Below are 25,592 nucleotides of genomic sequence, written 5' to 3' on the forward strand. Positions count from 1 at the left end.
AATAACTGTCCGACGGGCCGACCTAGACCGCAGCGGCACCACCCACAATCTCGGAAATTTCCTGGGTGATGGCTGCCTGACGCGCCTTGTTGTACTGAAGCTGCAGGTCATCAATGATGTCACCGGCGTTATCAGTGGCGTTTTTCATCGCGATCATGCGAGCGGCCTGCTCGCTGGCAATGTTTTCCACCACCGCCTGGTAGACCTGCGACTCGACATAGCGCACCAGCAGCCTGTCGAGCAGGCTTTGAGCGTCCGGCTCGTATGTATAGCCCCAGCTGCTCTTTGAAGTTTCCGCTTCTGCCGATGAGCCAGACTCCTGCTCTATCTCTTCGGGCAACGGCAACAGCTGACGCACGGTCGGCTTCTGACTCATGGTGTTGACGAATTCGTTGTACACCAGATCCAGTCGATCGATCTCGCCATTATCGAAGGCTTCCAGCATGACATTGATGCTGCCAATCAGCTCGCTGGCCTCGGGGGCATCCCCCAGGTTACGGGTCGCTGCCAGCAGATCACCGCCATATTTGCGAAAGAAGACACTGCCCTTGGTCCCCAGTGCGCAAAAGGCCACGCTGACACCCTTTTCACGCCATTGCCGCACGTCGCGCAGTACACGCCGGAACAGGTTACTGTTCAGGCCACCACACAGTCCGCGATCCGACGTCACCACGATATAGCCGATGCGCTTGACCTCACGCTCGATCTGATAATCGTGGCGATATTCCGGATTGGCCTGACTGATATGGCTGACTACCCGACGGATCTGGCTGGCATAGGGCTGACTGGCCGCCATGCGCTCCTGAGCGCGGCGCATCTTGGATGCTGCCACCATCTCCATGGCGCTGGTGATCTTCTGGGTATTCTTGATGCTCCCGATCTGGGACTTGATCTCTTTTCCGGCTGCCATAGCGATATTCTCCTAAACAATCAGCGCAGGGCGCCCGGACCCCGAAGGGTCCGGATCATCAATAGCTCTGCGTTGACTTGAACGATTCAACGCCGCTTTTCAGCCCCTGCTGAATATCGTTGTCGTAACCGCCGGTGCTGTTGATCTTCTCCATCAGCTCACCCTTTTCGGTGCGCATGTAATCGAGCAGATCACGTTCGAAATTCAGCACCTTGTCGACCGGCACGTCGGAGAGATATCCCTCGTTGGCAGCGTAAAGCGAGACAGCCATTTCGGCGATCGACATAGGTGAATACTGCTTTTGCTTCATGAGTTCGGTCACGCGCTGGCCGTGCTCGAGCTGCTTGCGTGTGGCTTCATCCAGATCGGAGGCAAACTGCGAGAAGGCTGCCAGCTCACGATACTGCGCCAGTGCCAGACGCACACCGCCGCCGAGCTTCTTGATGATCTTGGTCTGGGCCGCACCACCAACACGCGAGACTGAAAGGCCTGCGTTGATGGCCGGACGAACGCCCGAGTTGAACAGGCCGGTTTCCAGAAAGATCTGACCGTCGGTGATCGAGATGACGTTGGTCGGAACGAACGCCGAAACGTCGCCGCCCTGAGTCTCGATGATCGGCAGAGCCGTCAGCGAGCCGGTCTTGCCGGTCACTTCACCGTTGGTGATCTTTTCCACATACTCGGCGTTCACGCGCGAAGCGCGCTCGAGCAGACGGGAGTGGAGATAGAACACGTCACCCGGGTAGGCTTCACGACCCGGCGGACGACGCAGCAGCAGGGAAATCTGGCGGTAGGCCACGGCCTGCTTGGACAGATCGTCATACACGATCAGGGCGTCTTCACCGCGGTCGCGGAAATATTCACCCATGGTGCAGCCGGAGTAGGGCGCCAGAAACTGCATGGCGGCGGGGTCGGCAGCGCCGGCCGCAACGATGATGGTGTGCTCCATCGCGCCATGCTCTTCAAGCTTTCTTACCACGTTGGCAATGGTCGACTGCTTCTGACCGACGGCCACGTAAACGCAGGTGATGCCCTTGCCTTTCTGGTTGATGATCGCATCGATGGCAATGGCGGACTTGCCGATCTGACGGTCGCCGATGATCAGCTCACGCTGGCCGCGACCGATCGGCACCATGGCATCGATCGATTTCAGACCGGTCTGGACCGGCTGATCAACACCCTGACGAGAGATAACACCCGGCGCCACTTTTTCAACAGCATCCGTTTCGGTGGTGTTGATATCACCCTTGCCATCAATGGCGTTACCGAGCGCATCGACGACGCGACCGATCAGTTCGCGACCGACCGGCACTTCCAGAATGCGGCCGGTGCACTTGCCGGTCATGCCTTCCTGAAGCTTTTGGTAGTCGCCCAGTACCACAACGCCGACGCTGTCGCGCTCGAGGTTGAGTACCATGCCAAAGATGCCTTCGGGGAATTCGATCATCTCACCGAACATGGCATCGGCCAGTCCGTGGATGCGCACGATACCGTCAGCAACGCCGACGATGGTGCCTTCATTGCGCGCCTGTGCATCAAGGTCAAGATTCTCGATCCGGCCCTTGATGATGTCGCTGATTTCGGAAGGATTCAGTTGCTGCATGCCATGTCCCTCGACTTCAGTGGTTCAGGATGCTGGAAAGCCGTGTCAGTCGCCCACGCGCCGATCCATCAATAACGGTATCGCCGGCACGAATGACAACGCCACCCAGCAGCGTCTTGTCCACAGAAGTAGTGATCGTGATTTCGCGATTCAGACGCCGCTTGAGCGCCTGTGCGAGCTTGTCTTTTTGTGCCTCGTCCAGCTCGAAGGCCGAAGTGATCTCGACACTGACGCGTCTTTCAAACTCGGCGCGCTCAGCCTCGAACAGATCACTCAGCGATGCCAGAGCAGGCAAACGCTGCTGTCGTGCCAGCACCATCAGGAAATTGGCGCCACGATTAGGGAGCAGTTCATCAAGCAGCTTGACGAAAACCTGCCCCTTGTCACTCGGTGTACGCTGCGGATCCACGAGCAACCGTTCGATACGCTCGTCACCGGTCAGACGCGCCGCCTCGGCCAGCATCGCTGACCAGGCGTCCAGCGCCTTGTCTTCTCTCGCTAGCTCAAAAGCGGCCCTTGCATAGGGACGTGCCTGCGTGATGTGGTCTGACATGTGGCGTTTCCTCAGAGCTCTTCAGCGAGTCGATCAACCATCTCACGATGTTTCTTTTCGTCGATGGAAGACTCGAGAATGCGTTCGGCGCCCTGGATGGCCAGTGCTGCTACCTGAGCACGCAGTTCGCTCTTGGCCTGCTGAATCTCACTGTCAATCTCGCTGCGGGCATTGGCAATCATGCGCTCGCCTTCAGCGCGGGCATCGGTACGTGCTTCCTCGATCATCTGATTGGCACGGACACGTGTCTTGTCGAGAATGCGCGCGGCTTCCTCACGGCTTTCACGCAGCGTTTCCTCGGCCTGTTCATTGGCCTTGTGCAGCTCGGCGCGAGCCCGGTCAGCCTCTTCGAGGCCTTCCTGAATGCGCTGCTGACGCTCGGTGAGTGCCTGCGTGATCGGAGGCCACACATATTTCATGCAGAACCAGACGAAGATCGCAAAGGCGATCATCTGTCCGATAAGCGTCATATTGATATTCACGCGGATCTACCTCCTGCGGGTTCGTGGTGGCCGGAAACGGCGACACCGAGCACAAGGGGCCCGGCGTACAGCGTTTACTTAACCGGCAACAACGAAGATCAGGTACATCGCGATACCCACACCGATCATGGGAACGGCGTCAAGCAGACCGGCCATGATGAAGGTTTTGGTCTGCAGCTGGTCGCCCAGTTCCGGCTGACGCGCGGTAGAGTCGAGCAGTTTGCCACCGAGCAGACCAAAGCCGATACCGGTAGCGAGGGCGGCACCGCTGATCATGATGGCGGCAGCAATGTAGACGAGTTCCATGGAATGGCTCCTGTTTCAGGTTTTTTCAGACAAGGGGTAAAAGGGTTTTGAGGCGAATATTGTTATTGGATTCAGTGCTCTTCAAAGCAGGCGCTCAGATACACCACACTCAGCACGGCAAAGATGAAGGCCTGCAGCGTGATGACCAGAATGTGAAAGATCGCCCACGGGACATCAAGTACCCATATGGCCCAGAAGGGCAGAAGGGAAATCATGATGAAGATGACCTCACCGGCAAACATGTTGCCGAAGAGACGCAGCCCAAGGCTGATGGGCTTGACGATCAGTACGACCAGTTCAAGTATCAGATTGAAGGGAATCAGCGCCCAGTGATTAAAGGGACGAAAGGATAGTTCCTTCGCAAAACCACTGAACCCCTTGTTGCGAATGCTGTAGTAGATGATCAGCAGGAAGATGGCAAAGCCCATGCCCAGCGTCGCGTTGGGATCACTGGTCGGTACGATACGCATGTAATCGATGCCCAGCTTGTGCGCAATCTGCGGAACCAGATCGATGGGCAACCATTTGAGGCTGTTCATGAAAAAGATCCAGCAAAACAGCGTCAGAGCCATCGGACCAACCATCTTGCTGTGGCCGCTGAAACTGGTGCGGATGATGCCGTTGGCAAACTCGAAGACCATCTCGAGCGCATTCTGCAGTCCGGTCGGTACACCACTGGTGACCGTGCGGGCGAGAAAGCGGAACAGCCAGAGAAACAGCAGACCGGTCGCAATCGACCAACCCATGGTATCCAGATTGATGGCCCAGAACCCCATGGCCCTTGCTTCCTCGGCATTATGGGCGATGGCCCAGCCGTGATCGGGGTGGAGGCCGAAGGTCAGATTCTGTAGGTGGTGAGTAATATACTCGGTTGAGGTCGGTGCGTTGCCTGCCATAGCGTTGCCTTGAATCGATTTTAATGGGAACCGGGTCTGCCGAGCAGCCAGGGCGTCAGCCAGTACACACACTGGACCAGCGCAAATGTCATGAAAAACCACTCCGGAGACTGCGGTGGCGATATGACAAAAATGCCTGCGAACAACAGGATCGCCAGAAAATGCTTGCCTACCTGAGCTCGGTAGAAACTGCGAACCATCTGACGTTGAAAACGGGCCCCACGGTATAAAAACGCACGCCAGGCAAAATATACGTTGGGCACCAGTCCCGCAATACCACCCTTGAGGGCCGACAGCGCGAGGTTATTATTCGCTTCGATTGCCAGCAGTGCAGCCGTCACCACAGTGACGCCCAGCTGAACCATCAGCAATCTGTAAATTCTCGGACGCCTTGACGCTGCCGGAGTCGCGGGCTTGCCTTGTTGCATTGATTTTATGCATTCCCGAAATATTCGACTCATGACGTCAGGCAGGCGGATTATAAGGAACCCCCCCGCCTGCTTCAATGTCACCGGCATCGAAAATCGCAGTCTTTAAGCTTATCTGCACCAAAACCGGCTCGATCCTGTGTCAAAGCGTCGCAGTTTACAATGCCGGATTAAGCCGTATTTAAGGGCCACGTTCTCAACGGATGTGCGAGAGAATACCATCCAGCTCATCGAGGCTCGTGTAACGAATCGTCAGGCTTCCCTTGCCGGTCTTGCCATGACTGATCTGAACGCGCGCACCCAACAGTTCTGCCAGCTGATTTTCCAGGCTGCCCACATCGCCCGAGGGCTTGTCCGCCTTCTTTTTGCTGTCCGGTGCTGTCTGGGCGAGTTTTTTGACCAGTGCTTCGGTCTGGCGCACGGTCAGGCCGCGCTCGACGACTTCACGGGCGGCCTTGCGCTGCCTGTTGCCCTTGAGCCCCAGCAGGGCACGCGCATGGCCCACATCCAGATCGCCACGCTCGAGCAACGTCTGCACGTCTTCTTCCAGCGCCAGCAGTCTGAGCATATTGGCAATCTGCCCACGTGAGCGGCCGACGGCATCGGCCGTTTGCTGCTGGGTCAGAGAGAACTCATCCATCAAACGTTTTAGCGCAATGGTTTCCTCAATCGGATTGAGGTCTTCACGCTGGATGTTCTCGATCAGCGCCAGTGCCAACGCCGTTTCATCGTCGAGCTCCCGCACGACGGCCGGAATCACATCCAGCTCGGCCATCTGCGCGGCGCGCCAGCGACGCTCGCCGGCAATGATCTCGTAGCGGGCAGCGCTGCCTTCAGGCAGCGGACGTACCACGATGGGCTGCATGACGCCGCGGGTTCTGATCGAGGCGGCCAGCTCTTCAAGCCGCTCCGGCTGCATCTCGCGGCGCGGCTGATAACGCCCGCGTGTCAGCTCTCCCAGAGGCAGACGCTCCAGGCGTTCGCGACTGTCGATCAGGGGAGATGCGGTCACTGCCGCCTCGGCAGAACCACCGTTGGGGTCCTGGGTCTGTGAACGCTGCCGGGCGCCGGCGCCAATCAGTGCGTCCAGTCCTCTTCCGAGTGCGCGTTTACGCGTCATGAACAGTTCCTCGTTCAGGCCATGCAGAAGTAACAACCCGCGCCGATGTCATTACATCAGCGCTCGGGGATCGAATGGATCGTTGGTGTGTTCGGACCGGGTTACAGCGACAGCTTGCGAATCAGTTCCTTGGCCAGCACGCGATAGGCGTGGGCTCCCCGGGACATGCGCGCGTAGCGATTGACCGGCAGCCCGTGGCTGGGGGCCTCTGCCAGACGAATGTTACGGGGAATGGCCGTTTTGAGCAGGTCATCGCCGAAGTAGTCCGACAGCTGCTTGCTGACATCCCGGGTCAGACTATTGCGGTTATCAAACATGGTTCTAACGATGCCGTCGAGAGCCAGTGCTGGATTAACGCTGTCACGAATCTGTTCAACGGTGTCCAGCAGCGCCGACAGTCCCTCGAGGGCATAGAACTCGCACTGCAGGGGAATCAGAACGCCATGCGCTGCGGTCAGGGCATTGACGGTCAACATGTTGAGCGACGGCGGGCAGTCAATCAGGACCACATCAAAACGGTCGGCGACGGTTTCGATGGCGCGGTCCAGACAGCGCTCGCGGCCGTCGCGTTCAAGCAGATCCACTTCGGCGGCGGTGAGATCGCCGTTGGCCGGCAGCAGCTGATATCCGGTATTGGGGCAGTCCACCAGCGCATCACCTGCCGATAGCTCACCCAGCAGCACATCCAGCGAGCCACCATTGGCCAGCGCGTGCTTGTCGATACCGCTGCCCATGGTGGCGTGGCCCTGTGGGTCCATATCCACCAGCAGCACCCGTTTTTTCAGCGATGCCAGCGCGGCGGCCAGGTTGACGGCGGTTGTGGTCTTGCCGACGCCGCCCTTCTGATTGGTCAGCGCAATGATCCGGGTCAAGAGAGAGTTCCTTGTGTATTGATCGCTCGGCCTTGTCAGGCGATGTCCATTTTCAACAGATGACGCTGGCCCTGTTCGCCGGGAATGTGCAGGGGCCAGGTGTTCACCAGCCTGATATCGTCGGGCAGGACAAGATCGTCAACTCGTCCCGCCATGGCCAGCCAGTGACCGCCCTTGGTCAGCAGTGAACGGGTCAGGCCGATAAAATCCGCCGGTGCCGCAAAGGCCCGGCTGGTGATCTGCTGAAACGTGACGCCTTCCAGCGCTTCGATCCGATCATGAACGGGCGTGACATTTTCGAGTCCCAGCTCGAAGGCGGCCTGACGCTGGAAGCGAATCTTCTTGCCGTTGCTGTCGACCGAGGTCAGGACAACGTCAGGGCGCACGATGGCCACCACGATACCCGGCAGCCCTGCGCCGCTGCCGACATCCAGCAGGTTTGGCCCTTCAATCCAGGGCACAATCGCCAGACTGTCCAGCAAATGGCGCGTCACCATCGTGTCAATATCGCGCACGGCGGTGAGGTTATAGGCCCGATTCCACTTGTGCAACAGCTCAACAAAGGCCAGCAGGCGACTGCGAATGTCGCTTGAAACACTCAGCTCCAGAGCTTTCATGCCGTCGTCGAGACGACGTTCGATACCGCCGCTCATGACGTGCCAACCCGCGCCTTGTGCGCATTACCGCGCTTTTTGAGGTGAATCAGCAGCATCGAGATGGCCGCCGGTGTCACGCCCGGAATGCGCCCGGCCTCGGCCAGCGTTTCAGGACGAGCGGCATTGAGCTTCTGGCGGATCTCGTTGGACAGACCGTCGATGCGATCATATTCCAGCGATTCCGGCAGATGAGTGGCTTCATGGCGCTTGAGCTTGTCGATCTCTTCGCTCTGGCGGTCGATGTAGCCCTGATACTTGGCCTGGATCTGGACCTGTTCGCGGACCAGCGGATCTTCCGGCGCGCCTTCGGCCAGCGGTGCGATGTCGTCATAGGTCAACTCGGGCCGACGCAGCAGATCGCTCAGGCGATGCTCACGCGACAGCGTACCTACCCGATCGACAAGGCCTTTGGCGGCATCACTGCCGGGCTGGATCCAGATACGATCCAGCCGCTCGCGTTCGGTTTCGATGGCCGTGCGCTTGCGCTCAAAGGACTCGAATCGCGCGTCATCCACCAGCCCCAGCTGACGACCTGTTTCGGTCAGACGCAGATCGGCGTTGTCCTCGCGCAGCAGCAGGCGATATTCCGCCCGAGAAGTGAACATTCGATAGGGTTCCTGAGTCCCCATGCGGATCAGGTCATCCACCATCACACCGATGTAGGCCTCATCACGGCGCGGCCACCAGGCCTCGAGTCCCTTGACGCGACGGGCAGCGTTGAGGCCTGCCAGCAGCCCCTGAGCGGCGGCTTCCTCATAACCGGTGGTGCCGTTGATCTGACCGGCAAACCACAGATTGTGAATCACCTTCGTTTCCAGCGAGTGCTTCAGGTCGCGCGGATCGAAGAAGTCATATTCGATGGCATAACCCGGCCGCACGATGTGGGTACGTTCCAGCCCTTCGATCGAGCGCACGACGTCAAGCTGCACATCGAAGGGCAGCGACGTCGAAATGCCGTTGGGATAGAGCTCATGGGTGTCGAGCCCTTCCGGTTCGATAAAGACCTGATGGCTCTGCTTGTCGGCAAAGCGATGGATCTTGTCCTCGATGGAGGGGCAGTAGCGTGGCCCGGTGCTTTCGATGACACCGGAATACATCGGTGAGCGATCCAGATTGGCCCGAATGATGTCGTGCGTGCGCTCGTTGGTGTGAGCAATGAAGCAGCTCACCTGATCGGGATGCATATCCCGCCGGCCCATGTAGGACATCACCGGACGCGGTGTGTCACCGGGCTGTTCAGCCAGCTTCGAAAAATCGACCGTTCTGGCATCAAGCCTCGGCGGGGTACCGGTCTTGAGACGTGCTACCCGCAGGGGCTGCTCGCGAAGACGGGCTGCCAGCGCATTGGACGCCGGATCGCCGGAGCGGCCACCGCTGTGATGCTCCATGCCGATATGGATGACACCACCAAGGAAAGTCCCGGTACACAGCACCACTGTCTCGGCCATGAAACGTACGCTGCCCTGGGTCAGGACGCCGCGCACGGTGTCTCCCTCAACGATCAGATCATCAGCGGCCTGAGCGAAGATCGACAGATTGGGCTGGTTTTCAAGGATATGGCGAATGGCGGCCTTGTAACGAACACGATCAGCCTGAACGCGAGTGGCCCGAACGGCAGGGCCCTTGCGGGAGTTGAGTGTCCGAAACTGGATGCCACCCTGATCGGATGCCAGCGCCATGGCACCACCAAGGGCATCAATTTCCTTGACCAGATGACTCTTGCCGATGCCACCAATGGCCGGATTACAGGACATCTGTCCCAGCGTTTCGATGTTGTGACTGAGCAGAAGGGTCTGACAGCCCATGCGAGCGGCGGCCAGTGCGGCTTCGGTACCCGCATGACCACCACCGATGACAATAACGTCAAAGCGGTCCGGATAATCCACGTGAAAAACCTCGAGGGGTTGAAGATGAACGTGACACCCGACTGATCAGCGCGTGTCGATACCCACACACCCGTTCAGGGGGTTGGGGATAAGCCTTGTTGAATGGCGCGCATTATAACGTGGCTGTGAGTAAGCGTCAGGGTTTTCCACACAGTGATTTTTCAAAAGGAGAAGTCATTAATTAATAAAAATAGTCTTTTAAATAAGAAGTTCTGTTGTGGTTGTGATTATTGGGGGCACCCATTTCTGTGGAAAAGCCATTTTTAGACTTTAAAAACAGGAGGCTGGGATGTGACTGGAAACCCAGGCAAGCTGCGTGCTTCCCTGGGGCAGGTACTGTACGGGGTGTGCATAAAAGCTCGGGTTACCCACAGCACGATTTATCCCCTGCCCGTTAACCGGGCTCAATGAGGCTTCTCCCCATACTCATCAAGAGTGACCATGCTACCTAAAAAAGTGACGAAGCGAGCTCATGTGGCGGGCTGCAGGGCAGATGGGCAAAAAGGGCGCTTTCTTTTATCCACAGGACAGTGGCATCAAAAAAGATCAGTGCAGACAATAAATGGGCATAAAAAAGGCGCCTGTCAGCTTTTGACAGACGCCCGAGTCCCGATAGGAAGTATCAGACCGTAAAGGATGCCCCGCAGCCACAGGTCGTGGTGGCATTGGGGTTCTTGATCAAAAAGCGAGCGCCGGCCAGACCCGCTTCAAAGTCCACCGTGGAGCCCACCAGGTACTGATAGCTCAGCGGGTCGATCACCATGGCGACATCGCCATTTTCGACGACGGTATCGTCTTCTCCAACGGTTTCTGCAAAGTCAAAGCCATACTGAAAGCCCGAGCAGCCGCCTCCCGTTACGTAGACGCGCAGTTTCAGGGCCGGATTGCGCTCTTCCTCGATCAGCGCCCTGACTCTGCCTGCCGCGGCATCGGTAAAGAAAAGCGGTGTCGGAACAAAGGATTCTGCTCCGCTCATCGCGGCCTCCTTATGAGATGACATGTCCGGGACATGTCAGAAATGGATCAGCACGCAGGCTGTCATGACAACCATTATCGACACCCCCTCTGTCTATGGTCAACCGCCACACGTCAGTGTCTGTCATGAGAGGCATTGAACATAAACAATGATAGGCTCATTGGTGGGGTGTTCCATGATCCGCCATTGTGTCGCTGGGGAGGAGAAGCTTGCCGCGCCGTTTTCTGGATACGTCACGCCTGAACCTTGAGAACTTTCGACGCGAGCTGGCAAGCGTCGATGCATTGCCACAGCTGTGTCTGCTGGCCGTCATTTCCGGCGCATTGACCGGTATCATCATGATTGCCTTTCGAGAACTGATCGATCTGGGCGCGCTGAAGCTGATGCCCGACGGCCATGGTGAAGCCTTTGAAAGCCTGCCCGTGACGGTTCGCATGGGATTGCCGGTGGTGGCCGTCATTCTGATTGGCCTGGGGCTTGGCTGGCAGAAGAAGAGTGCGCGTCGACTGGGGATCTCGCACGTCATCGAACGCTTCTCCTTTCATCAGGGGGTCATGGCACGTGACAACTGGCTCAATCAATGGTGGGTAGGTATCGTCTCGCTTCTGGGAGGGTTATCGGCGGGCCGTGAGGGCCCCGCCATCCATCTCGGGGCCGGTGCCTCGGGGTGGATCGGTCAGTTGCTCAAGCTGCCGCACAACAGTCTGCGTGTGCTGGTGGGCTGCGGCGTGGCAGCCGGTATTTCGGCATCATTCAACACGCCCATCGCCGGGGTCATCTTCGCCATGGAAGTGGTGATGATGGAATACACCCTGACCGGCTTCATGCCGGTGATGCTGGCCTCGGCCACTGGTGCCGTCATTACGCAGCTGCATTTCGGCTCGGCTCCGGCCTTCATGATGCCCGGCATCATCGAGCCGCGCCTGCTGGATATTCCATGGTTGGTGTTGATGGCGCTGGCCATCGGCATCATGGCCGGCGGTTTCATTCGTCTTGCGCGTCTGGGCGAGCGTCTTGCCCGCGTGCCCTGGCCTGTTCGCCTTTTACTGGCCGGTGCGCTGACCGGCGCAGTGGCCTGTGTTTATCCGCAGGTGCAGGGTATCGGTTATGACAGTGTCGAAACGATTCTAACCGGTCAGGCCAGTCTTGATGTACTGCTGGCGCTGGCACTGGGCAAGCTGATACTGACGGCCATCACCCTGGCCTGTGGCATTCCGGTCGGTATTGTTGGTCCTACCCTGGTGATGGGCGCCGCCGCGGGCGCTCTGTTCGGGCTCGGGGCATCAGCGCTGCTGCCCTCGATGGTCGGCGAGCCGAACCTGTACGTGATGATGGGCATGGCCGCCATGATGGGCGCCGTGCTGCAGGCACCGCTGGCCGCCATCATGGCGCTGGTGGAGCTGACACACAGCCCCGACATCATTTTATACGGCATGCTGAGTGTTCTGAGTGCGACGCTGACCGCCCGCGTGGCCTGGCGGACGCAGGGATTTTTCGTCATGACCCGGCAGGGCAGTACGCCGCATCCGCTGCAACAGCCCCTGATGCAGGCGCTTTCAAGGGTAGGTGTCGGGGCGGTGATGGATCGAAGCGTTAGTGTGACGGCGGCGGTGATCACCCGGGAGCGGGCACGGGTGATTCTGGATGCCCGACCCACGTGGCTTTTGATCCATCGCCAGCCTGACCAGCACAAGGCCGATCGCGAGCCCGGCAAGGCGCCTCTGGCGCTGCTCGCCGCCGACATGGCTCGCGCTCTGGAAGAGAAGGATCAGGCCGGCGTTGATCAAGAGTACACTATCGATCTGCTGGAGATTCCGGGCAAGCGACTGGAGCTGGCACCGATCGATCTTCAGGCGACACTATCGGAAGCCTTTGCATGCCTTGACGATCAGCGGGTGGATGCCCTCTACGTCAGACACATTACTGCGCCGATGATGCATCGGGTTTCAGGTATCATCACGCGGGAAGCCATTGAAAACTATTATCACTGATGGGGTCATGTCCCCATCAAAGACGACCTGACGACGACCGCTATTGAGGATGTGCGTATGTACCCCTGGGTTCTGGCCTTTCATATCATTTCATTTACGTGCTGGTTTGCCGCACTCTTTTATCTGCCCCGGCTTTTTGTCTATCACGCCCATGCGGTGCGCCAGGATGACGGTCAGGGGTCGACCCGTTTCCAGATCATGGAGCGCAAGCTTTACGCCGCCATCATGACACCGGCCATGATTCTGACCCTGGTGTTCGGGATCTGGCTACTGGCGCTGGACGTTCAGTACTACCTGACGGCGGGCTGGTTTTACGTCAAGGCCGTGCTGGTCGTGTTGCTGATCGGCTTTCATCATATCTGCAAGTCACACATGAAACGTTTTGCTTCCGGTACCAACCGTCGCGGCGGCGGCTACTACCGCGTCTTTGCCATGATCCCGGCGATTCTGCTGATTGCGATCGTTATTCTTTCCGTGGTCAAACCGTTCTGATGTCTTTGCCCTGCGTACTGGTTCTGGCCGGTCATGATCCGACCGGCGGCGCCGGGCTGATTGCCGATGCCGAGGCGATTCGCGCCATGGGCGGCTGGGCGCTGACGGTACCGACGGCACTGACGTGCCAGACCACCGTGAACGTTCAGAGCGTCACGCCCCGTCCGGGCGAGGAGATACTGGCCACGGCCCGGGCGCTGCTGGAAGACTGCGATATCCACGCGATCAAGGTCGGCCTTATCGCCGATCTTTCCGCGCTGGAAGCCGTCGTGGAACTGTGCCGGACGTGGTCGCATCTGCCGGTCATCATCGACCCGGTACTTAAGGCCGGCGGCGGGCGCGAGCTGTCCGGTCAGGCACTGAGGGCAGCATTTGTTGAACGGCTGCTGCCGCTGGCCGATCTGGTCACGCCCAATCTCGACGAGCTTGCCCGACTGACGGATCGTGCGCTCGCGGATCAGGATACGGCCGGTCAGGCCGGGCAAATGCTGGCCACTGGTGCGGGTGCCGTGCTGGCCACCGGTACCGATGTTGCAGATGCGCAGCGTAAGCCCCATGTTACCCATCGGCTCTATACGCCTGAAGGCTTTCAAACGTGGTCCTGGCCGCGGCTGCCGGGAAGTTATCACGGTTCGGGATGTACGCTGGCCAGTGCCACGGCGGCGCTGCTGGCGCGCGGGGAAACGCTGGATAATGCCTGTCAGCGGGCGCAGCAGTTTACCTGGCAAAGTCTTGAGCGGGCGCTGACACCTGGTCGTGGCCAGTACCTTCCCGATCGCCTGAGCGGGCCATTTCATTTACCGATTCAGGAGCGCGCGACATGACCCAGTGGCAGCAGGGACTCTACGCCCTGACCGATGAACATCTGATGCCGGATGATGCCACGCTTATCGATCGATGCGAGGCTGCCCTCGATGCCGGCATTGCGCTGTTGCAGTACCGTGATAAATCCGGTGACGAAGGCAAGCGCGAACGTCAGGCGCGCGCCCTCAAGGCGCTGTGCGACCACTACGATACGCCCCTGATCATCAACGACGATGCTGCACTGGCCTGGCGGCTGGGCGTCGGACTGCATCTGGGGCGCAGTGACGGCTCGATCGTCCGGGCGCGCAAGGCGCTGGGGCCGGAGGCCATTATCGGCGCGACCTGTCAGGACAGCCTCGAGTTTGCCGAACAGTCGGCCGGTGAAGGCGCCAGTTATCTGGCCTTTGGTCGTTTCTACCCGTCGCGTACCAAGCCGGACGCGCCACCGGCGGATCTGGCGATCCTGGCGCAGGTAGCCCGTTTTAACCTGCCGCGTGTGGCGATCGGCGGTATTGATGCCGACAATATTGATGCCACGGTCAGCGCCGGGGCGGATCTGATTGCGCTGGTGCACGGTATTTTCGGCCATGATGACCCGGGGGCGGCCGTGCGGCGGCTCAACCAGGCCATGAAGCGATAATTTCTCTATGTTATCCACACCCGGTATCGGCAGGCGTCGATCAACGGGGTGTGGGTAACCCTGAATCGGCAGACGGTTCGTTCGGGACCGATCTGCGATCCCTTTTTCCACAGGAGCGCGAAGATGGATCATATTACCTCCGAGACGCTTTTTACCCGTGCCGGGCACCGCATCCCCGGTGGCGTCAATTCCCCGGTGCGTGCCTTCAAGGGCATGGGACGCGCGCCCATGTTTGTCTCGCGCGCCCGCGGGCCCTACCTCTTTGACGTCGAGGGCAAGCGCTATATCGACTACGTCGGCTCCTGGGGGCCGATGATTACCGGTCATGCCGACCCTGATGTGCTGAGCGCGGTCCGTGACCGGCTGGAAGACGGCCTTTCCTTCGGCACGCCCACCGCGGTCGAAACCGACATGGCAGAGCTGATCTGCGAGATCATGCCGTCGATTGACATGGTGCGCATGGTCAACTCGGGTACCGAAGCCACCATGTCCGCAGTCCGTCTGGCCCGTGGCTATACCGGTCGTGACAAGGTGGTCAAGTTCGAGGGCAACTATCACGGCCATGTGGACTCGCTGCTGGTCAAGGCGGGTTCTGGCGCGCTTACCCACGGTGAACCCAGCTCGCCGGGCGTCCCGGCCTCGCTTGCCGAACACACCGTGACGCTCTCCTACAATGATGTCGAGGGCGTACGCGAGTGCTTTCGCGAGATCGGCGATCAGGTCGCCTGCGTGATTGTGGAGCCGGTGGCCGGCAACATGAACTGCATTCCGCCGGTACCGGGTTTTCTGGAGTGCCTGCGCGAGGTATGTGACGAGTCCGGCGCGGTGTTGATCTTTGACGAGGTCATGACCGGTTTCCGTGTGGCGCTGGGTGGTGCTCAGGCCTACTACGGCATCACACCGGATCTGACCTGTCTGGGCAAGATCGTCGGCGGCGGCATGCCGGTCGGCGCCTTTGGTGGCAGGCGTGAGATCATGGAGTATCTCTCGCCGCTGGGACCGGTCTATCAGGCTGGCACACTCTCCGGCAATCCGTTGGCCATGGCCGCGGGAATCGCGCTGTTGAAAAAGGTGCGCCAGCCCGATTTCCATAAGCGCCTGACCGAGCGCGTCAATCTGCTGTGTGACGGTCTCGAGCAGCGGGCAAGGGCTGCCGGGGTGCCGCTTCTGACCCACCGTGCCGGCGGCATGTTTGGCATCTTCTTTACCGATCAGACCGAGGTTAACGATTTCGCGGCCGCGACCGGCTGTGACGTCGAGCGTTTCAGACGCTTTTTTACAGCGATGCTGGATCGCGGCGTCTACATGGCGCCCTCGCCGTTTGAAGCGGGTTTCATGTCCAGCGTCCATGAGGACGAGGACATCAGTGTCACGCTTGAGGCCGCCGAGGCGGTGTTTGCAACCCTGACCTGACCATCGGCGCCTTTCGGCGTCATGCCCGCCCGCCGACACGTCGGCGGGCGACTTTCATTACTGATCCGGAGTGAGCCCCTTGAGTCAGTCACTGATCAGCGCGCTGAGAAGCGGCCGGTTTTTCAATCATGACGTGTCGACCCTGCAGGTGTACGAGACCCACATCTCGTGGGTCATTCTGACCGGCGAGCGCGCCTATAAGATCAAGAAACCGCTGGATTTCGGCTTTCTGGATTTCTCGACGCTTGAGCGCCGCCGCCGTTTCTGTGAAGACGAAGTGCGTCTCAATTGGCGTCTGGCGGGTGATCTCTATGAGCGGGTCGTACCCATCAGCGGCACGCCCGATGCGCCCGTGCTGGGGGGAGACGGCGAGCCCTTCGAATATGCCATCTGCATGCGCCAGTTCGACAACGCCGGGCTTTTCTCGACGCTGCAGGCCAATGGTGAGCTGACCCGCACGATGATGGATGACATGGTGGATCAACTGGTCGCCTTCCATCAGCGCGCCGAACGGGTGTCGGCGGACAGTGCCTTTGGTGCTCCGGAGGCCGTCTATGCACCGGTCGTGCAGAACTTCGATCAGATCCGACCTCTGCTGGAGGATCAAAACGATCTTCGTCGTCTGGAGGAGCTGGCCCAGCGCGCCGAGGAGCTGTATCACCGGTTTGAGCCGCTACTGGCGAAGCGTCAGCGCAGCGGCTTCGTACGTGAAACGCACGGAGACGTACATTTGGCGAATGTGGTACAGCATGAGGGTCGGGCGCTGATCTTTGACTGTATCGAGTTTAATGATGACCTGCGCTACAACGACGTCTGCTGCGAGCTTGCCTTTTTGCTGATGGATCTTGAGGCGCGTGGTGAGCAGGCGTTGTCGAGTCACGTGCTCAATCGCTATCTGGAAGGCAGTGGCGATCACGAACTGGTTCGCCTGTTGCCCTGGTACAAGGCCTATCGCGCCATGGTGCGGGCCAAGGTGGCACTGTTTCGCCTGCAGCAGCCGGACCTGCATCCGGCGGATCGTGACGCGGCGATGTCCGACTATCGCAGCTATATCGCCCTGGCCGAGCGCTACAGCGAGATCGATATCCCCTGGCTTTTGATCAGCGTGGGGGTGTCGGGCAGCGGCAAGAGCCGGTTTACCGAGCAGGTTGTGCGCTCGCTCGGTGCCATACGGCTTCGTTCCGATGTCGAGCGCAAGCGTCTTTGCGAGCTGGCGCCCGAGGCCGATTCGGGCTCAAGCGTGGCCGGTGGCATCTACAGCGATGACATGACCCGTCAGACCTATGAGCGACTGGCTTCGCTGAGCGGTACGCTGATGGAAGCCGGCTATCCGGTCTGTATCGATGCTACCGCACTCAAGCGTGCTCAGCGCGATCGACTACGACACGAGGCCGAGAAGCGTGGTCTGGCGGCGCTTTTAATCAGTTTCGAAGCGGATGATGCAACGCTGCGAGATCGTCTCGTACGACGACAGAACAGGCGTGGTGAGGCATCAGAGGCAGGCATTGAGGTGCTTGATCACCAGCTCGCCTCGCGCGAAGCCTTCGGCGAGGATGAGCTGGCCTATCTGATTCATCTGGATACCACGGCCGAGGATGCCAATCTGACGCTGGTGTCGCTGATCAAGGAGCGGCTGCGTCTGGACTGATGGCGCTCGGCAGGTAGTGGATCAGGCCGTGTCCCGTCTTGTGCGGGGCGCGGCCACCACGGTCGTGGGCTGCTGACGAAGAAGATTCAGCGCCTGTGCCCGGTTTCTCACCTTGAGCTTTCTGAACACGTGATACAGATGCGACTTGACCGTATGTTCGCTGATGGACAGGCGGTCGGCGATATCCAGATTGCTGGCACCGCTATCCAGCAGTCCCAGAATTTCCTGCTCCCGCGGGGTCAGGCTTGCCAGCGGCAGCTGCTCGTCATGCTGCCGATGCCAGTAGGCGCACAAAAGACGCTCCATCAAGGGGCGTGACAGCCACATCTCTCCTTCGAAAAGCTTGCGAATCCCCTTGCTGATCAGCTCAAGGGAATCCCCCCGATAGAAGATGCCGTGTAGCGGCATGCGCATCATCAGGGCGACCGCCCGATCTTCATTGCTCATGTTGAAGGCCGTGAAAATGGCATCGTCATACTGGCCCAGCTGCTGCGTCCAGTCGCGCAGCACGGATTCTTCCAGATGATCATCATCCAGCAGTGCCACAACGCGACAGTGCCTTAAATGCTCCGGCAATTCGGGTGGCTCGTCCGTCGGCAATTGCTGTACATGGCAATCCAGCTGCTGACGGAGGTAATCCAGAAACAGCTCATTCTGGGGGCTGCTTTTGGTCACCATGATCAGTGCAATATTTGTCACATCCATGAAAGTGGCCCTGGTAAAGAGTATGAAGGCCTTCAGACGCCCGATCGCAATCAAAACTGGGGGATGTGCCAAAATCCGGCGCGCCGGACAGGGCACCCTTTACGCTAAGTAAGATTAAGTAAAAAAATAAACAAAACAACTACTTAAAAGCACTTAAGGTTCAGAGCTGATTAAGCTCTTGCGACTAACGTTCTAGTTCGATCATTTAGAACAGGCTAGGGGTTCGGATGATCGTACCGATAGCCGACGCGACCGGGGTCCTGAAGATGCCCCCGATTATAAGGCGATCGATTTTTGAATGAGAGCGGTCAGAACGTGCATCTACACCAAATGGCGCATTGTGCACAGGAAATTGCGCTTAAGGATGTATTTGAAACGGTTTGTTAACCGTTTAGTTACAAAATAAAGGAGCGCCGGATGCGTTTTGTCGAGAGATTGCTGCTGGAAAATCAGGCTTGGGCCGGTGAAATCAAACATCGCGATCCACACATGTTTGATCGCTTGAGTGCCGGACAATCTCCGGAAGTGCTGTGGATCGGCTGCTCCGATAGCCGTGTTCCTGCCGAACAGATTTGTAATACCTCGCCGGGGGAAATGTTCATTCACCGCAATGTCGCCAACCGGGTCTGCCCGAATGAAGCGGGCTTTATGAGCGTTCTTGAATACGCTGTTGCTGTATTAAAGGTCCGTCATATCATCGTCTGCGGTCATCATCGATGCGGAGGAGTTCAGGCCGCAATGACAGATGAAAATACCGGGTTTTCTCATCTCGATAATCATCTGGATGGCATTCGTGATATCAGAAGAAGGCATGCCAATGAGCTGGCAAAAATGAACAATGATGCTGACCGTCTTGATCAAATGGTAGCGCTCAATGTAATCGACCAGGTCAGGACGCTTAGTGAGCTGCCCTTGATAAAGGCGCAATGGTCATGCCATCAGCGTCCGACAATACATGGGATGGTATATGCGCTCGAAACCGGAAGACTGCGCGAAATCGAACGCTGGGACGGTGAACACTGTGAGGCCGTTCAGGCATGTGCAGTTTGATCGTCGGTAATGTCAATATTCATGAAAAGAGACGGATAACATGAGCAAAGCATTTTCATTGAAGACATTGCCACAGGATCTGCCTGCCGGCATCGTGGTCTTTCTGGTCGCTATTCCCCTGTGCCTGGGAATTTCCCTGGCTTCAGGAGCGCCGCCGCTTTCAGGCCTGATTGCCGGCATTATCGGCGGTATTGTGGTGTCGCTTTTCAGCGGTTCTTCCCTGAGTGTGTCCGGTCCGGCCGCCGGGCTGACCGTCATCGTGCTGGGCGCGGTGGAGCAGATTGGTCTGAGCGGGCTTTTCATGGCCACGGTGCTGGCCGGGGCGCTGCAGCTGCTGTTCGGTTTTTTGCGTCTTGGCAAGATTGGCGCCTTTGTTCCCTCGGCCGTGATCAAGGGCATGCTGGCCGCCATTGGACTGATTTTGATTCTAAACCAAATTCCGCTGGCATTGGGCCTTTCGCAGGACAGTGACGTCTCGCTTTTAAACCTTGAAGGACTGGCCGCCGGGCTGTCGCCGGTGGCGCTGGCGATTGCGGCGGTGTCGCTGGCGATTCTGGTCAGCTGGGAAAAACCTTTCATGCCGGCGGCAATCAAGCGTTTTCCGGGTCCACTGGTGGCCGTACTGGTGGCTATCGCCATGGATCGACTGGCGCTGTCACTGGGTCTGCCCGGCGCTCTGGATGGCGGGCAGCGCATTTCCCTGCCGGGATTGGGTGGGCCGGTTGATTTTATTGGTCAGCTGCAACTGCCGATGGTGTCTGATCTGCTCAAGCCACAGGTCTATATGACGGCCGTGACGCTGGCACTGGTGGCCAGTCTTGAAACCCTGTTAAGTCTTGAGGCCGTGGACAAGATCGACCCGCTCAAGCGTCATTCGCCACCCCATCGTGAACTCAAGGCGCAGGGCATCGGCAACATGGTCAGTGGCATGGTAGGGGGGCTGCCGATCACGGCCGTGATTGTGCGCAGTTCGGCCAATGTGCAGGCGGGCGGACGTACACGCCTTTCAAGCTTTGTGCACGGCGTGCTGCTTCTGTGCAGCGTGGCTTTCGTGGCGGGCGCACTGGAATTTATCCCGCTGGCGTGTCTGGCCGCCGTGCTGTTGCACACCGGTTACAAGCTCGCCCGCCCGGCCACGATCCTTGCGCACTATCATCAGGGCTGGCAGCGCTTTGTGCCCTTTGCCGTGACGGTGGTGGCGATCATGGTCACCAACCTGCTTGAAGGCGTCATCATCGGCTTTTTGTGCGGGCTCTACTTTCTGGTGCGGGCCAACTATCACTCCTCGGTCTCGTTTACCCAGCAGGATCGCCACGCCCTGCTGCGCTTTCATACCGATGTCTCCTTCCTCAATCGGGACAAGGTACGTTTCTACCTGGATGACATCGCTGATGGCAGTCATCTGATCATCGATGCGCGTGAGGCGGCATTCATTGATCCTGATATTCAGGAAGACATCGATAATTTCGTTTATTCCTCGCATGAGCGCGACATCGTGGTAGAGCTCAAGCAGGTCAATGGCCTGACGGCCAGCTATCCCGCCTTGCGCCCTGTAGGTACCAATGTGCAGGAGGACAACATGCCTGCAGCGCGGTCTGCCTGATCAAGGCATTACCGATGACGGGTAGATACTGAAAGGGCGCCCTCGGCCTGTACGGTCGAGGGCGCCCTTGTCATGTCGTGACACCGATCGGAAGGATCAGGTGTCGGATGACGTGCTGCGAGAGGAGGGCGGCATGGGTGCCCCACCCAGGTTCTGACGTACCCAGTTCATGGCCTGAATACGGTTACGTACCTTGAGTTTTCGAAAGATGTTGTAAAGGTGCGACTTGACCGTATGTTCGCTGACAAACAGCTGATTCGCGATTTCGGTGTTGGACGCTCCCGTACCCAGCAGGCGAAGAATCTCGAGCTCACGATGCGTCAGGCCATTGGCCGGCCGGAAGGCGTTGATCTGCTGACGGCGATAGAAACGAATCAGTCGCGTCATCAGATTGCGCGACATCCAGAGTTCGTCATTGATCAGCTTGGCGATGCCCTTGCAGATCAGGGCCAGCGAGTCGCGGCGATAGAATACGCCCTGCAGACGAAAGGTGGTCGCCAGATTGACGGCCTGGTTTTCATCGGCAAGGTTAAAGGCGGCCAGCGTCAGGGTAGCACTTTCGCTGGCGGCGCTTTCTTCCCAGTGATACATGTCCTTTTCATTGACATGATCGGCGTCCAGCAACACCACACGTTGTATGTCGTCTTCTGCCGGCACGGCATCCCGCGGTGCCAGCGTTTCTACTTCACAGCCGATTCGGTCCCGCACGTACTGCATGAACAGTTCGCTTTGCGGGTTGATCTCTGTCACCAGTAGTACGACTACCTTCTTTTCACTATCCACGTCACTATCCACGGTGCCCCCTTGATGCCCGTTCATCAGCTCATGTTGTGACAGCCAACGACGAGGCTTTGCTCAAGCTTACTCCGAAACGGCGTCTGGAGCATCGCTCGGGCAGGCGCTGTTTTAACGGCCAATTCGTTGGTTAATATCACGCTATTTGTATCATGCCAGGTATGCTTCGGTCGGCTAATCCACAACAATATGTTCCAGTGTGATGACATGGCGCTTTAAAATGGGTCGTCAATCACACCAGGGGATCATGCCTTATGTCTGCTACACGCTCTCTCGTTGTCGCCAGCAATAATGCCGGCAAGCTGCGGGAGTTCCGCGAGCTGCTGGAGCCGCTGGCGTGGGAACTGACCACTCAGGCCGACCATGGTATATCGGCCGTTGAAGAGACCGGCTTGACCTTTGTTGAAAATGCACTGCTCAAGGCTCGTGCGGCCTGTCTGGGCAGCGGTCTGCCGGCTCTGGCCGATGACTCCGGTCTGGCCGTGACAGCACTGGGCGGTGCTCCGGGTATTTATTCGGCGCGCTACAGTGGTGTTCAGGGCAATGACCAGGCCAACAACGACAAGCTGCTCGAGGCGCTGGCTGATGTTCCCGAAGGTCAGCGTGGCGCGCATTATCACTGCGTGCTTGTCTATATGCGCCATGCCGAGGACCCGGTGCCCATCATCGTTCAGGGCAGCTGGCCCGGAGAAATTCTTTCCCTGCCGCGCGGTGAGGGCGGGTTTGGCTATGATCCCCTGTTCTGGGTGCCCGAGCAGGGTCTGAGCGTGGCTGAACTTTCTCCCGAGCTCAAGAATCGGATCAGTCACCGCGGTCGCGCGCTGACCGCCCTGCTTGAGCAGATGGAGCGCTGATGTCCTTCCTGCCGCCCCTGGCGCTATATATCCATGTTCCATGGTGCGTGCGCAAGTGTCCCTACTGCGACTTCAACTCTCATGCGCTATCGGGTGCACTGCCCGAAGCGGCCTATATCGATGCCCTGCTGGCCGATCTTGATGCCGAGATGATCAACGTGCAGGGACGGCCGCTGACGTCGATTTTTATCGGCGGCGGCACGCCCAGCCTGGTCAGTGGCGCCGGCTACCAGCGACTGCTGGCCGGCATCGAGGCACGCCTGACCCTCGCACCGGACATCGAAATTACCCTGGAGGCCAATCCGGGGACGTTTGAGCGCGAGCGCTTTCTTGACTTTCGCCGCGCCGGTATCAATCGGCTGTCGGTGGGGGTGCAGAGCTTTGACAACGACGCACTGGCCCGGCTGGGCCGCATTCATGATGCAGATGAGGCCGTACGTGCCATTTCCACCGCTCGTGAGGTCGGTTTCGACGAGATCAACATTGATCTGATGCATGGCCTGCCGGGGCAGGACAAGGCCCGTGCGCTTGCCGACATCGATCAGGCTCTGGCGCTTGCGCCTTCGCATCTGTCCTGGTATCAGCTCACGCTCGAACCCAATACGGCCTTTTATTCGCATCCGCCGACGCTGCCTGAAGAGGACGTGCTGGCCGACATTCAGGACGCCGGTCAGGCACGGCTGGAGGGTGCCGGGTTTCAGCGCTACGAGATTTCGGCATGGTCGCGTCCCGGACATGAGGCCCGACACAACCTGAATTACTGGCGCTTTGGGGACTACCTGGGGATCGGAGCCGGCGCCCATGGCAAGATATCGCGCCCGGATGATGAGGGGCTTACGATCGAGCGGCGCTGGAAAACCCGCCAGCCCGAGACCTATCTCGCCCGCCATGATGATCCGCGTGGTTTTCTGGCCGGCCACCGAAGGCTTTCACGCGATGAGCGCGGGCTCGAATTTCTGATGAATGCCCTGCGTCTGAGTGACGGCGTCCCTCGCGCGCTCTGGCATCAGCATACCGGGCTCGACGATGCGCGTCTGGACGCTCACACTAGAGCGGCCATCGCACGCGAGTTGATGTCTGAAACACACTCACGCATTCAGGCCACGCCGTTGGGGCTTTTGTTTCTCAATGATTTGCTGGCGCTATGCGATGATTCGGTTCTGGCCCGCTCATGACGGGCCATACGTCAGGGCAGTGTCTGCCCTGCAGATTCGGAAAGATCGGGGGATAGGCCCCGAACGGTACTCACAGGAGAGCAGGACGTGAAGAAAAGCATCTGGATGGCGGCACCACTGGCCGTAGTCATGGCCGCCACGGGCTGTACCACTACCAATCCCTATACTAATGAGCAGCAGACCTCGAGTCTGGCCAAGGGCGCAGGCATTGGTGCGCTGGTCGGCGGTGTGGCCGGTGCCACCAAAAGTGGTCACCACCGTCTCGACAAGACCCTGATCGGTGCGGCCGTGGGCGCTGCCGCCGGTGGTGGCGTCGGCTACTACATGGACGCTCAGGAAGCCAAGCTGCGTCAGGAGATGCAGGGCACCGGGGTAAGCGTGACTCGTGTCGGCGATCAGATTCAGCTCAACATGCCCAGCGCCATTACCTTTGGCAGCGACTCCAGCGAGTTGTCCTCGCAGATTCATGCTCCGCTGGATGGCGTCATCAAGGTGCTCGGCGAGTATCCCGATACGCTGGTCAACATTGCCGGCTACACCGATTCTACCGGTGCTGCGGCCTACAACCAGCGCCTGTCCGAGCTGCGGGCTCAGGCCGTGGGCAACTATCTGGCCCGTGGTGGCGTCAACTTCAACCGCCTGATCATGCAGGGTTATGGCGCCAGCAACTACGTGGCCAGCAACGACACCCCTGAAGGCCGGGCGCAGAACCGTCGCGTCACGGTCACACTGGTGCCCAACGGCAACAGCTGATCATCGGATCGGCAGTTCTGCCGGCCGTGTCGTCGCCGCAGTCTGTTGACTGCGGCGACGCTTTTTCAAGGAGGGAGCGTGCTTTCCTATCAACATGCATGGCATGCCGGCAACTTTGCCGACGTGCACAAGCATCTGGCCCAGTTCGCGCTGATCGAGCGCCTGATGGAAAAGAACTCGGCCCTGAGTCTGATCGATACACATGCCGGTCGCGGCCACTATCCGCTGGAGGCGCCCGAGACCGCAAGGCTTGGCGAGTACCGTGACGGGGTGCTGCCGCTGTGGCGCACGCGTGATCAACACTCCGGGCTGATGGCGCGCTGGTGTGACGCGCTGGCGTCTCTTCAGGATGATCCGGACACGCTGTCGCGCTACCCGGGGTCCCCCTGGTGGTTTGCCCGCACCATGCGTGACAACGATCGCCTGACCCTTTATGAACTGCATCCGGGTGAGCATCGCCATCTCGAGGATGCCTCGCTTGAAACGCCCCATGTACGTCGGCTCAAGCGCGATGGCCTCGGCGGGCTGGTGCATCAGCTGCCGGTTCGAACGCCCAGACTCTGCGTGCTGATCGACCCGTCCTATGAAGTGAAGGACGAGTATGACGCGGTGGCCTCGACGCTTGCGCAGGTTGTGCGCCAGATGCGCCACGCCGTGGTGCTGATCTGGTATCCGCTGTTGGGTGACGCGCGGCATCAGCGTTTGCTGGACGGCGTCAAAAGCCACAACATCGCCAAGGTGTGGCGCAGCGAGCTGACCCACCACGAGAGTGCCGGGGAGCGAGGGCTTTATGGCTCGGGACTGCTGTTGCTCAACCCGCCGTGGCAGCTGGAAACGCAGCTTGATGAGGCGTTTTCCGAGCTTGCAGCGCTATACGGTGATCAGGCCTCTCATACCAGTGACTGGTGGATGCCCGAGCGTCCCTGAGGCGCGCACCAGGGATACCGACAAAAGGCCCGCCATGATGGCGGGCCTTTTGCT

Annotated in this window: 26 protein-coding genes; 12 read left to right on the top strand and 14 right to left on the bottom strand. The window is 59.0% G+C overall.

Annotation, left to right across the window (positions count from 1 at the left end; all coding sequences use genetic code 11):
- Window positions 1-22: 22 nt before the first annotated feature.
- From atpG to erpA, 12 genes are all read right to left on the bottom strand, one after another.
- On the bottom strand, window positions 23-910 hold the full coding sequence (gene atpG / locus B9H00_RS09495; protein ID WP_086900448.1) for a F0F1 ATP synthase subunit gamma: 888 nt from the start codon (window positions 908-910) through the stop codon (window positions 23-25).
- A gap of 58 nt (window positions 911-968) precedes the next feature.
- Window positions 969-2,513, bottom strand: coding sequence for a F0F1 ATP synthase subunit alpha (gene atpA, locus B9H00_RS09500; protein WP_086900449.1), 1,545 nt, complete (start codon window positions 2,511-2,513; stop codon window positions 969-971).
- Window positions 2,514-2,529: 16 nt separating this feature from the next.
- Complete coding sequence (locus tag B9H00_RS09505) at window positions 2,530-3,066, bottom strand: F0F1 ATP synthase subunit delta (RefSeq protein ID WP_086900450.1); 537 nt, start codon at window positions 3,064-3,066, stop codon at window positions 2,530-2,532.
- A gap of 11 nt (window positions 3,067-3,077) precedes the next feature.
- Window positions 3,078-3,548 (bottom strand): F0F1 ATP synthase subunit B, encoded by a 471-nt coding sequence (locus B9H00_RS09510; RefSeq protein ID WP_086900451.1) that lies wholly within the window; start codon window positions 3,546-3,548, stop codon window positions 3,078-3,080.
- Window positions 3,549-3,626: 78 nt separating this feature from the next.
- Window positions 3,627-3,854, bottom strand: a complete 228-nt coding sequence (gene atpE / locus B9H00_RS09515; protein ID WP_086621131.1) for a F0F1 ATP synthase subunit C — start codon at window positions 3,852-3,854, stop codon at window positions 3,627-3,629.
- 71 nt (window positions 3,855-3,925) lie between these two features.
- On the bottom strand, window positions 3,926-4,750 hold the full coding sequence (atpB, locus tag B9H00_RS09520) for a F0F1 ATP synthase subunit A (RefSeq protein WP_086900452.1): 825 nt from the start codon (window positions 4,748-4,750) through the stop codon (window positions 3,926-3,928).
- A 20-nt stretch (window positions 4,751-4,770) separates the two neighbouring features.
- Window positions 4,771-5,115, bottom strand: coding sequence for an ATP synthase subunit I (locus tag B9H00_RS09525; protein WP_236944417.1), 345 nt, complete (start codon window positions 5,113-5,115; stop codon window positions 4,771-4,773).
- A 259-nt stretch (window positions 5,116-5,374) separates the two neighbouring features.
- On the bottom strand, window positions 5,375-6,298 hold the full coding sequence (locus tag B9H00_RS09530) for a ParB/RepB/Spo0J family partition protein (RefSeq protein ID WP_086901805.1): 924 nt from the start codon (window positions 6,296-6,298) through the stop codon (window positions 5,375-5,377).
- A 101-nt stretch (window positions 6,299-6,399) separates the two neighbouring features.
- Window positions 6,400-7,170 (bottom strand): ParA family protein, encoded by a 771-nt coding sequence (locus tag B9H00_RS09535; protein WP_086900454.1) that lies wholly within the window; start codon window positions 7,168-7,170, stop codon window positions 6,400-6,402.
- A gap of 35 nt (window positions 7,171-7,205) precedes the next feature.
- Window positions 7,206-7,823 carry a 16S rRNA (guanine(527)-N(7))-methyltransferase RsmG gene (gene rsmG, locus B9H00_RS09540; protein ID WP_086900455.1) on the bottom strand — a complete coding sequence of 206 codons (618 nt, stop codon included), beginning with the start codon at window positions 7,821-7,823 and terminating at the stop codon, window positions 7,206-7,208.
- On the bottom strand, window positions 7,820-9,712 hold the full coding sequence (gene mnmG, locus B9H00_RS09545) for a tRNA uridine-5-carboxymethylaminomethyl(34) synthesis enzyme MnmG (RefSeq protein ID WP_086900456.1): 1,893 nt from the start codon (window positions 9,710-9,712) through the stop codon (window positions 7,820-7,822). Before mnmG ends, rsmG begins: the two co-directional genes overlap by 4 nt.
- A 622-nt stretch (window positions 9,713-10,334) precedes the next feature.
- Complete coding sequence (gene erpA, locus B9H00_RS09550) at window positions 10,335-10,688, bottom strand: iron-sulfur cluster insertion protein ErpA (RefSeq protein WP_086900457.1); 354 nt, start codon at window positions 10,686-10,688, stop codon at window positions 10,335-10,337.
- Window positions 10,689-10,897: 209 nt separating this feature from the next.
- Between erpA and B9H00_RS09555 the strand changes: the two genes are divergently transcribed.
- From B9H00_RS09555 to B9H00_RS09580, 6 genes are all read left to right on the top strand, one after another.
- Window positions 10,898-12,679 carry a chloride channel protein gene (locus B9H00_RS09555; RefSeq protein WP_086900458.1) on the top strand — a complete coding sequence of 594 codons (1,782 nt, stop codon included), beginning with the start codon at window positions 10,898-10,900 and terminating at the stop codon, window positions 12,677-12,679.
- 57 nt (window positions 12,680-12,736) lie between these two features.
- On the top strand, window positions 12,737-13,171 hold the full coding sequence (hemJ, locus tag B9H00_RS09560; protein ID WP_086900459.1) for a protoporphyrinogen oxidase HemJ: 435 nt from the start codon (window positions 12,737-12,739) through the stop codon (window positions 13,169-13,171).
- Entirely contained in the window at window positions 13,171-13,995 is an 825-nt protein-coding gene (thiD, locus tag B9H00_RS09565; RefSeq protein WP_086900460.1) for a bifunctional hydroxymethylpyrimidine kinase/phosphomethylpyrimidine kinase, read from the top strand. The genes hemJ and thiD overlap by 1 nt, the downstream gene beginning before the upstream one ends.
- Window positions 13,992-14,615 carry a thiamine phosphate synthase gene (gene thiE, locus B9H00_RS09570; RefSeq protein ID WP_086900461.1) on the top strand — a complete coding sequence of 208 codons (624 nt, stop codon included), beginning with the start codon at window positions 13,992-13,994 and terminating at the stop codon, window positions 14,613-14,615. The genes thiD and thiE overlap by 4 nt, the downstream gene beginning before the upstream one ends.
- Before the next feature lie 123 nt (window positions 14,616-14,738).
- Window positions 14,739-16,028 carry a glutamate-1-semialdehyde 2,1-aminomutase gene (gene hemL, locus B9H00_RS09575; RefSeq protein ID WP_086900462.1) on the top strand — a complete coding sequence of 430 codons (1,290 nt, stop codon included), beginning with the start codon at window positions 14,739-14,741 and terminating at the stop codon, window positions 16,026-16,028.
- Window positions 16,029-16,098: 70 nt separating this feature from the next.
- Complete coding sequence (locus B9H00_RS09580; protein ID WP_407656508.1) at window positions 16,099-17,676, top strand: bifunctional aminoglycoside phosphotransferase/ATP-binding protein; 1,578 nt, start codon at window positions 16,099-16,101, stop codon at window positions 17,674-17,676.
- 21 nt (window positions 17,677-17,697) lie between these two features.
- On the opposite strand, the gene B9H00_RS09585 is transcribed toward B9H00_RS09580, so the two are convergent.
- Entirely contained in the window at window positions 17,698-18,381 is a 684-nt protein-coding gene (locus B9H00_RS09585) for a response regulator transcription factor (protein ID WP_086900464.1), read from the bottom strand.
- A gap of 417 nt (window positions 18,382-18,798) precedes the next feature.
- Between B9H00_RS09585 and B9H00_RS09590 the strand changes: the two genes are divergently transcribed.
- Together B9H00_RS09590 and B9H00_RS09595 are read left to right on the top strand one after the other, a co-directional pair.
- Window positions 18,799-19,431, top strand: coding sequence for a carbonic anhydrase (locus tag B9H00_RS09590; RefSeq protein ID WP_086900465.1), 633 nt, complete (start codon window positions 18,799-18,801; stop codon window positions 19,429-19,431).
- A 40-nt stretch (window positions 19,432-19,471) separates the two neighbouring features.
- Complete coding sequence (locus tag B9H00_RS09595; protein WP_086900466.1) at window positions 19,472-21,034, top strand: SulP family inorganic anion transporter; 1,563 nt, start codon at window positions 19,472-19,474, stop codon at window positions 21,032-21,034.
- Between the two features lie 96 nt (window positions 21,035-21,130).
- Here the strand turns inward: B9H00_RS09595 and B9H00_RS09600 are convergent, their stop codons facing one another.
- Window positions 21,131-21,829 carry a LuxR C-terminal-related transcriptional regulator gene (locus B9H00_RS09600; protein WP_236944244.1) on the bottom strand — a complete coding sequence of 233 codons (699 nt, stop codon included), beginning with the start codon at window positions 21,827-21,829 and terminating at the stop codon, window positions 21,131-21,133.
- A 254-nt stretch (window positions 21,830-22,083) separates the two neighbouring features.
- Between B9H00_RS09600 and rdgB the strand changes: the two genes are divergently transcribed.
- The 4 genes from rdgB (at window position 22,084) to B9H00_RS09620 (ending at window position 25,538) form a co-directional block, all read left to right on the top strand.
- Window positions 22,084-22,683: an RdgB/HAM1 family non-canonical purine NTP pyrophosphatase gene (rdgB, locus tag B9H00_RS09605; RefSeq protein WP_086900468.1), complete on the top strand. Its 600-nt coding sequence runs from the start codon at window positions 22,084-22,086 to the stop codon at window positions 22,681-22,683.
- Window positions 22,683-23,858, top strand: a complete 1,176-nt coding sequence (hemW, locus tag B9H00_RS09610) for a radical SAM family heme chaperone HemW (protein ID WP_407656509.1) — start codon at window positions 22,683-22,685, stop codon at window positions 23,856-23,858. The genes rdgB and hemW overlap by 1 nt, the downstream gene beginning before the upstream one ends.
- Before the next feature lie 87 nt (window positions 23,859-23,945).
- Complete coding sequence (locus B9H00_RS09615; RefSeq protein WP_236944245.1) at window positions 23,946-24,611, top strand: OmpA family protein; 666 nt, start codon at window positions 23,946-23,948, stop codon at window positions 24,609-24,611.
- A 78-nt stretch (window positions 24,612-24,689) separates the two neighbouring features.
- Window positions 24,690-25,538: a 23S rRNA (adenine(2030)-N(6))-methyltransferase RlmJ gene (locus B9H00_RS09620; RefSeq protein ID WP_086900470.1), complete on the top strand. Its 849-nt coding sequence runs from the start codon at window positions 24,690-24,692 to the stop codon at window positions 25,536-25,538.
- Window positions 25,539-25,592: the final 54 nt, after the last annotated feature.

Origin of the sequence: Kushneria marisflavi (assembly GCF_002157205.1) — a bacterium.
Taxonomy (GTDB): domain Bacteria; phylum Pseudomonadota; class Gammaproteobacteria; order Pseudomonadales; family Halomonadaceae; genus Kushneria; species Kushneria marisflavi.

Coding starts and splice junctions, on each gene's coding strand:
- atpG (WP_086900448.1), bottom strand. CDS start 910: ATGGCAGCCGGAAAAGAGATCAAGTCCCAGATCGGGAGCATCAAGAAT.
- atpA (WP_086900449.1), bottom strand. CDS start 2,513: ATGCAGCAACTGAATCCTTCCGAAATCAGCGACATCATCAAGGGCCGG.
- B9H00_RS09505 (WP_086900450.1), bottom strand. CDS start 3,066: ATGTCAGACCACATCACGCAGGCACGTCCCTATGCAAGGGCCGCTTTT.
- atpE (WP_086621131.1), bottom strand. CDS start 3,854: ATGGAACTCGTCTACATTGCTGCCGCCATCATGATCAGCGGTGCCGCC.
- atpB (WP_086900452.1), bottom strand. CDS start 4,750: ATGGCAGGCAACGCACCGACCTCAACCGAGTATATTACTCACCACCTA.
- B9H00_RS09525 (WP_236944417.1), bottom strand. CDS start 5,115: ATGGTTCAGCTGGGCGTCACTGTGGTGACGGCTGCACTGCTGGCAATC.
- B9H00_RS09530 (WP_086901805.1), bottom strand. CDS start 6,298: ATGACGCGTAAACGCGCACTCGGAAGAGGACTGGACGCACTGATTGGC.
- rsmG (WP_086900455.1), bottom strand. CDS start 7,823: ATGAGCGGCGGTATCGAACGTCGTCTCGACGACGGCATGAAAGCTCTG.
- erpA (WP_086900457.1), bottom strand. CDS start 10,688: ATGAGCGGAGCAGAATCCTTTGTTCCGACACCGCTTTTCTTTACCGAT.
- hemJ (WP_086900459.1), top strand. CDS start 12,737: ATGTACCCCTGGGTTCTGGCCTTTCATATCATTTCATTTACGTGCTGG.
- thiD (WP_086900460.1), top strand. CDS start 13,171: ATGTCTTTGCCCTGCGTACTGGTTCTGGCCGGTCATGATCCGACCGGC.
- thiE (WP_086900461.1), top strand. CDS start 13,992: ATGACCCAGTGGCAGCAGGGACTCTACGCCCTGACCGATGAACATCTG.
- hemL (WP_086900462.1), top strand. CDS start 14,739: ATGGATCATATTACCTCCGAGACGCTTTTTACCCGTGCCGGGCACCGC.
- B9H00_RS09585 (WP_086900464.1), bottom strand. CDS start 18,381: ATGGATGTGACAAATATTGCACTGATCATGGTGACCAAAAGCAGCCCC.
- B9H00_RS09590 (WP_086900465.1), top strand. CDS start 18,799: ATGCGTTTTGTCGAGAGATTGCTGCTGGAAAATCAGGCTTGGGCCGGT.
- B9H00_RS09595 (WP_086900466.1), top strand. CDS start 19,472: ATGAGCAAAGCATTTTCATTGAAGACATTGCCACAGGATCTGCCTGCC.
- rdgB (WP_086900468.1), top strand. CDS start 22,084: ATGTCTGCTACACGCTCTCTCGTTGTCGCCAGCAATAATGCCGGCAAG.
- hemW (WP_407656509.1), top strand. CDS start 22,683: ATGTCCTTCCTGCCGCCCCTGGCGCTATATATCCATGTTCCATGGTGC.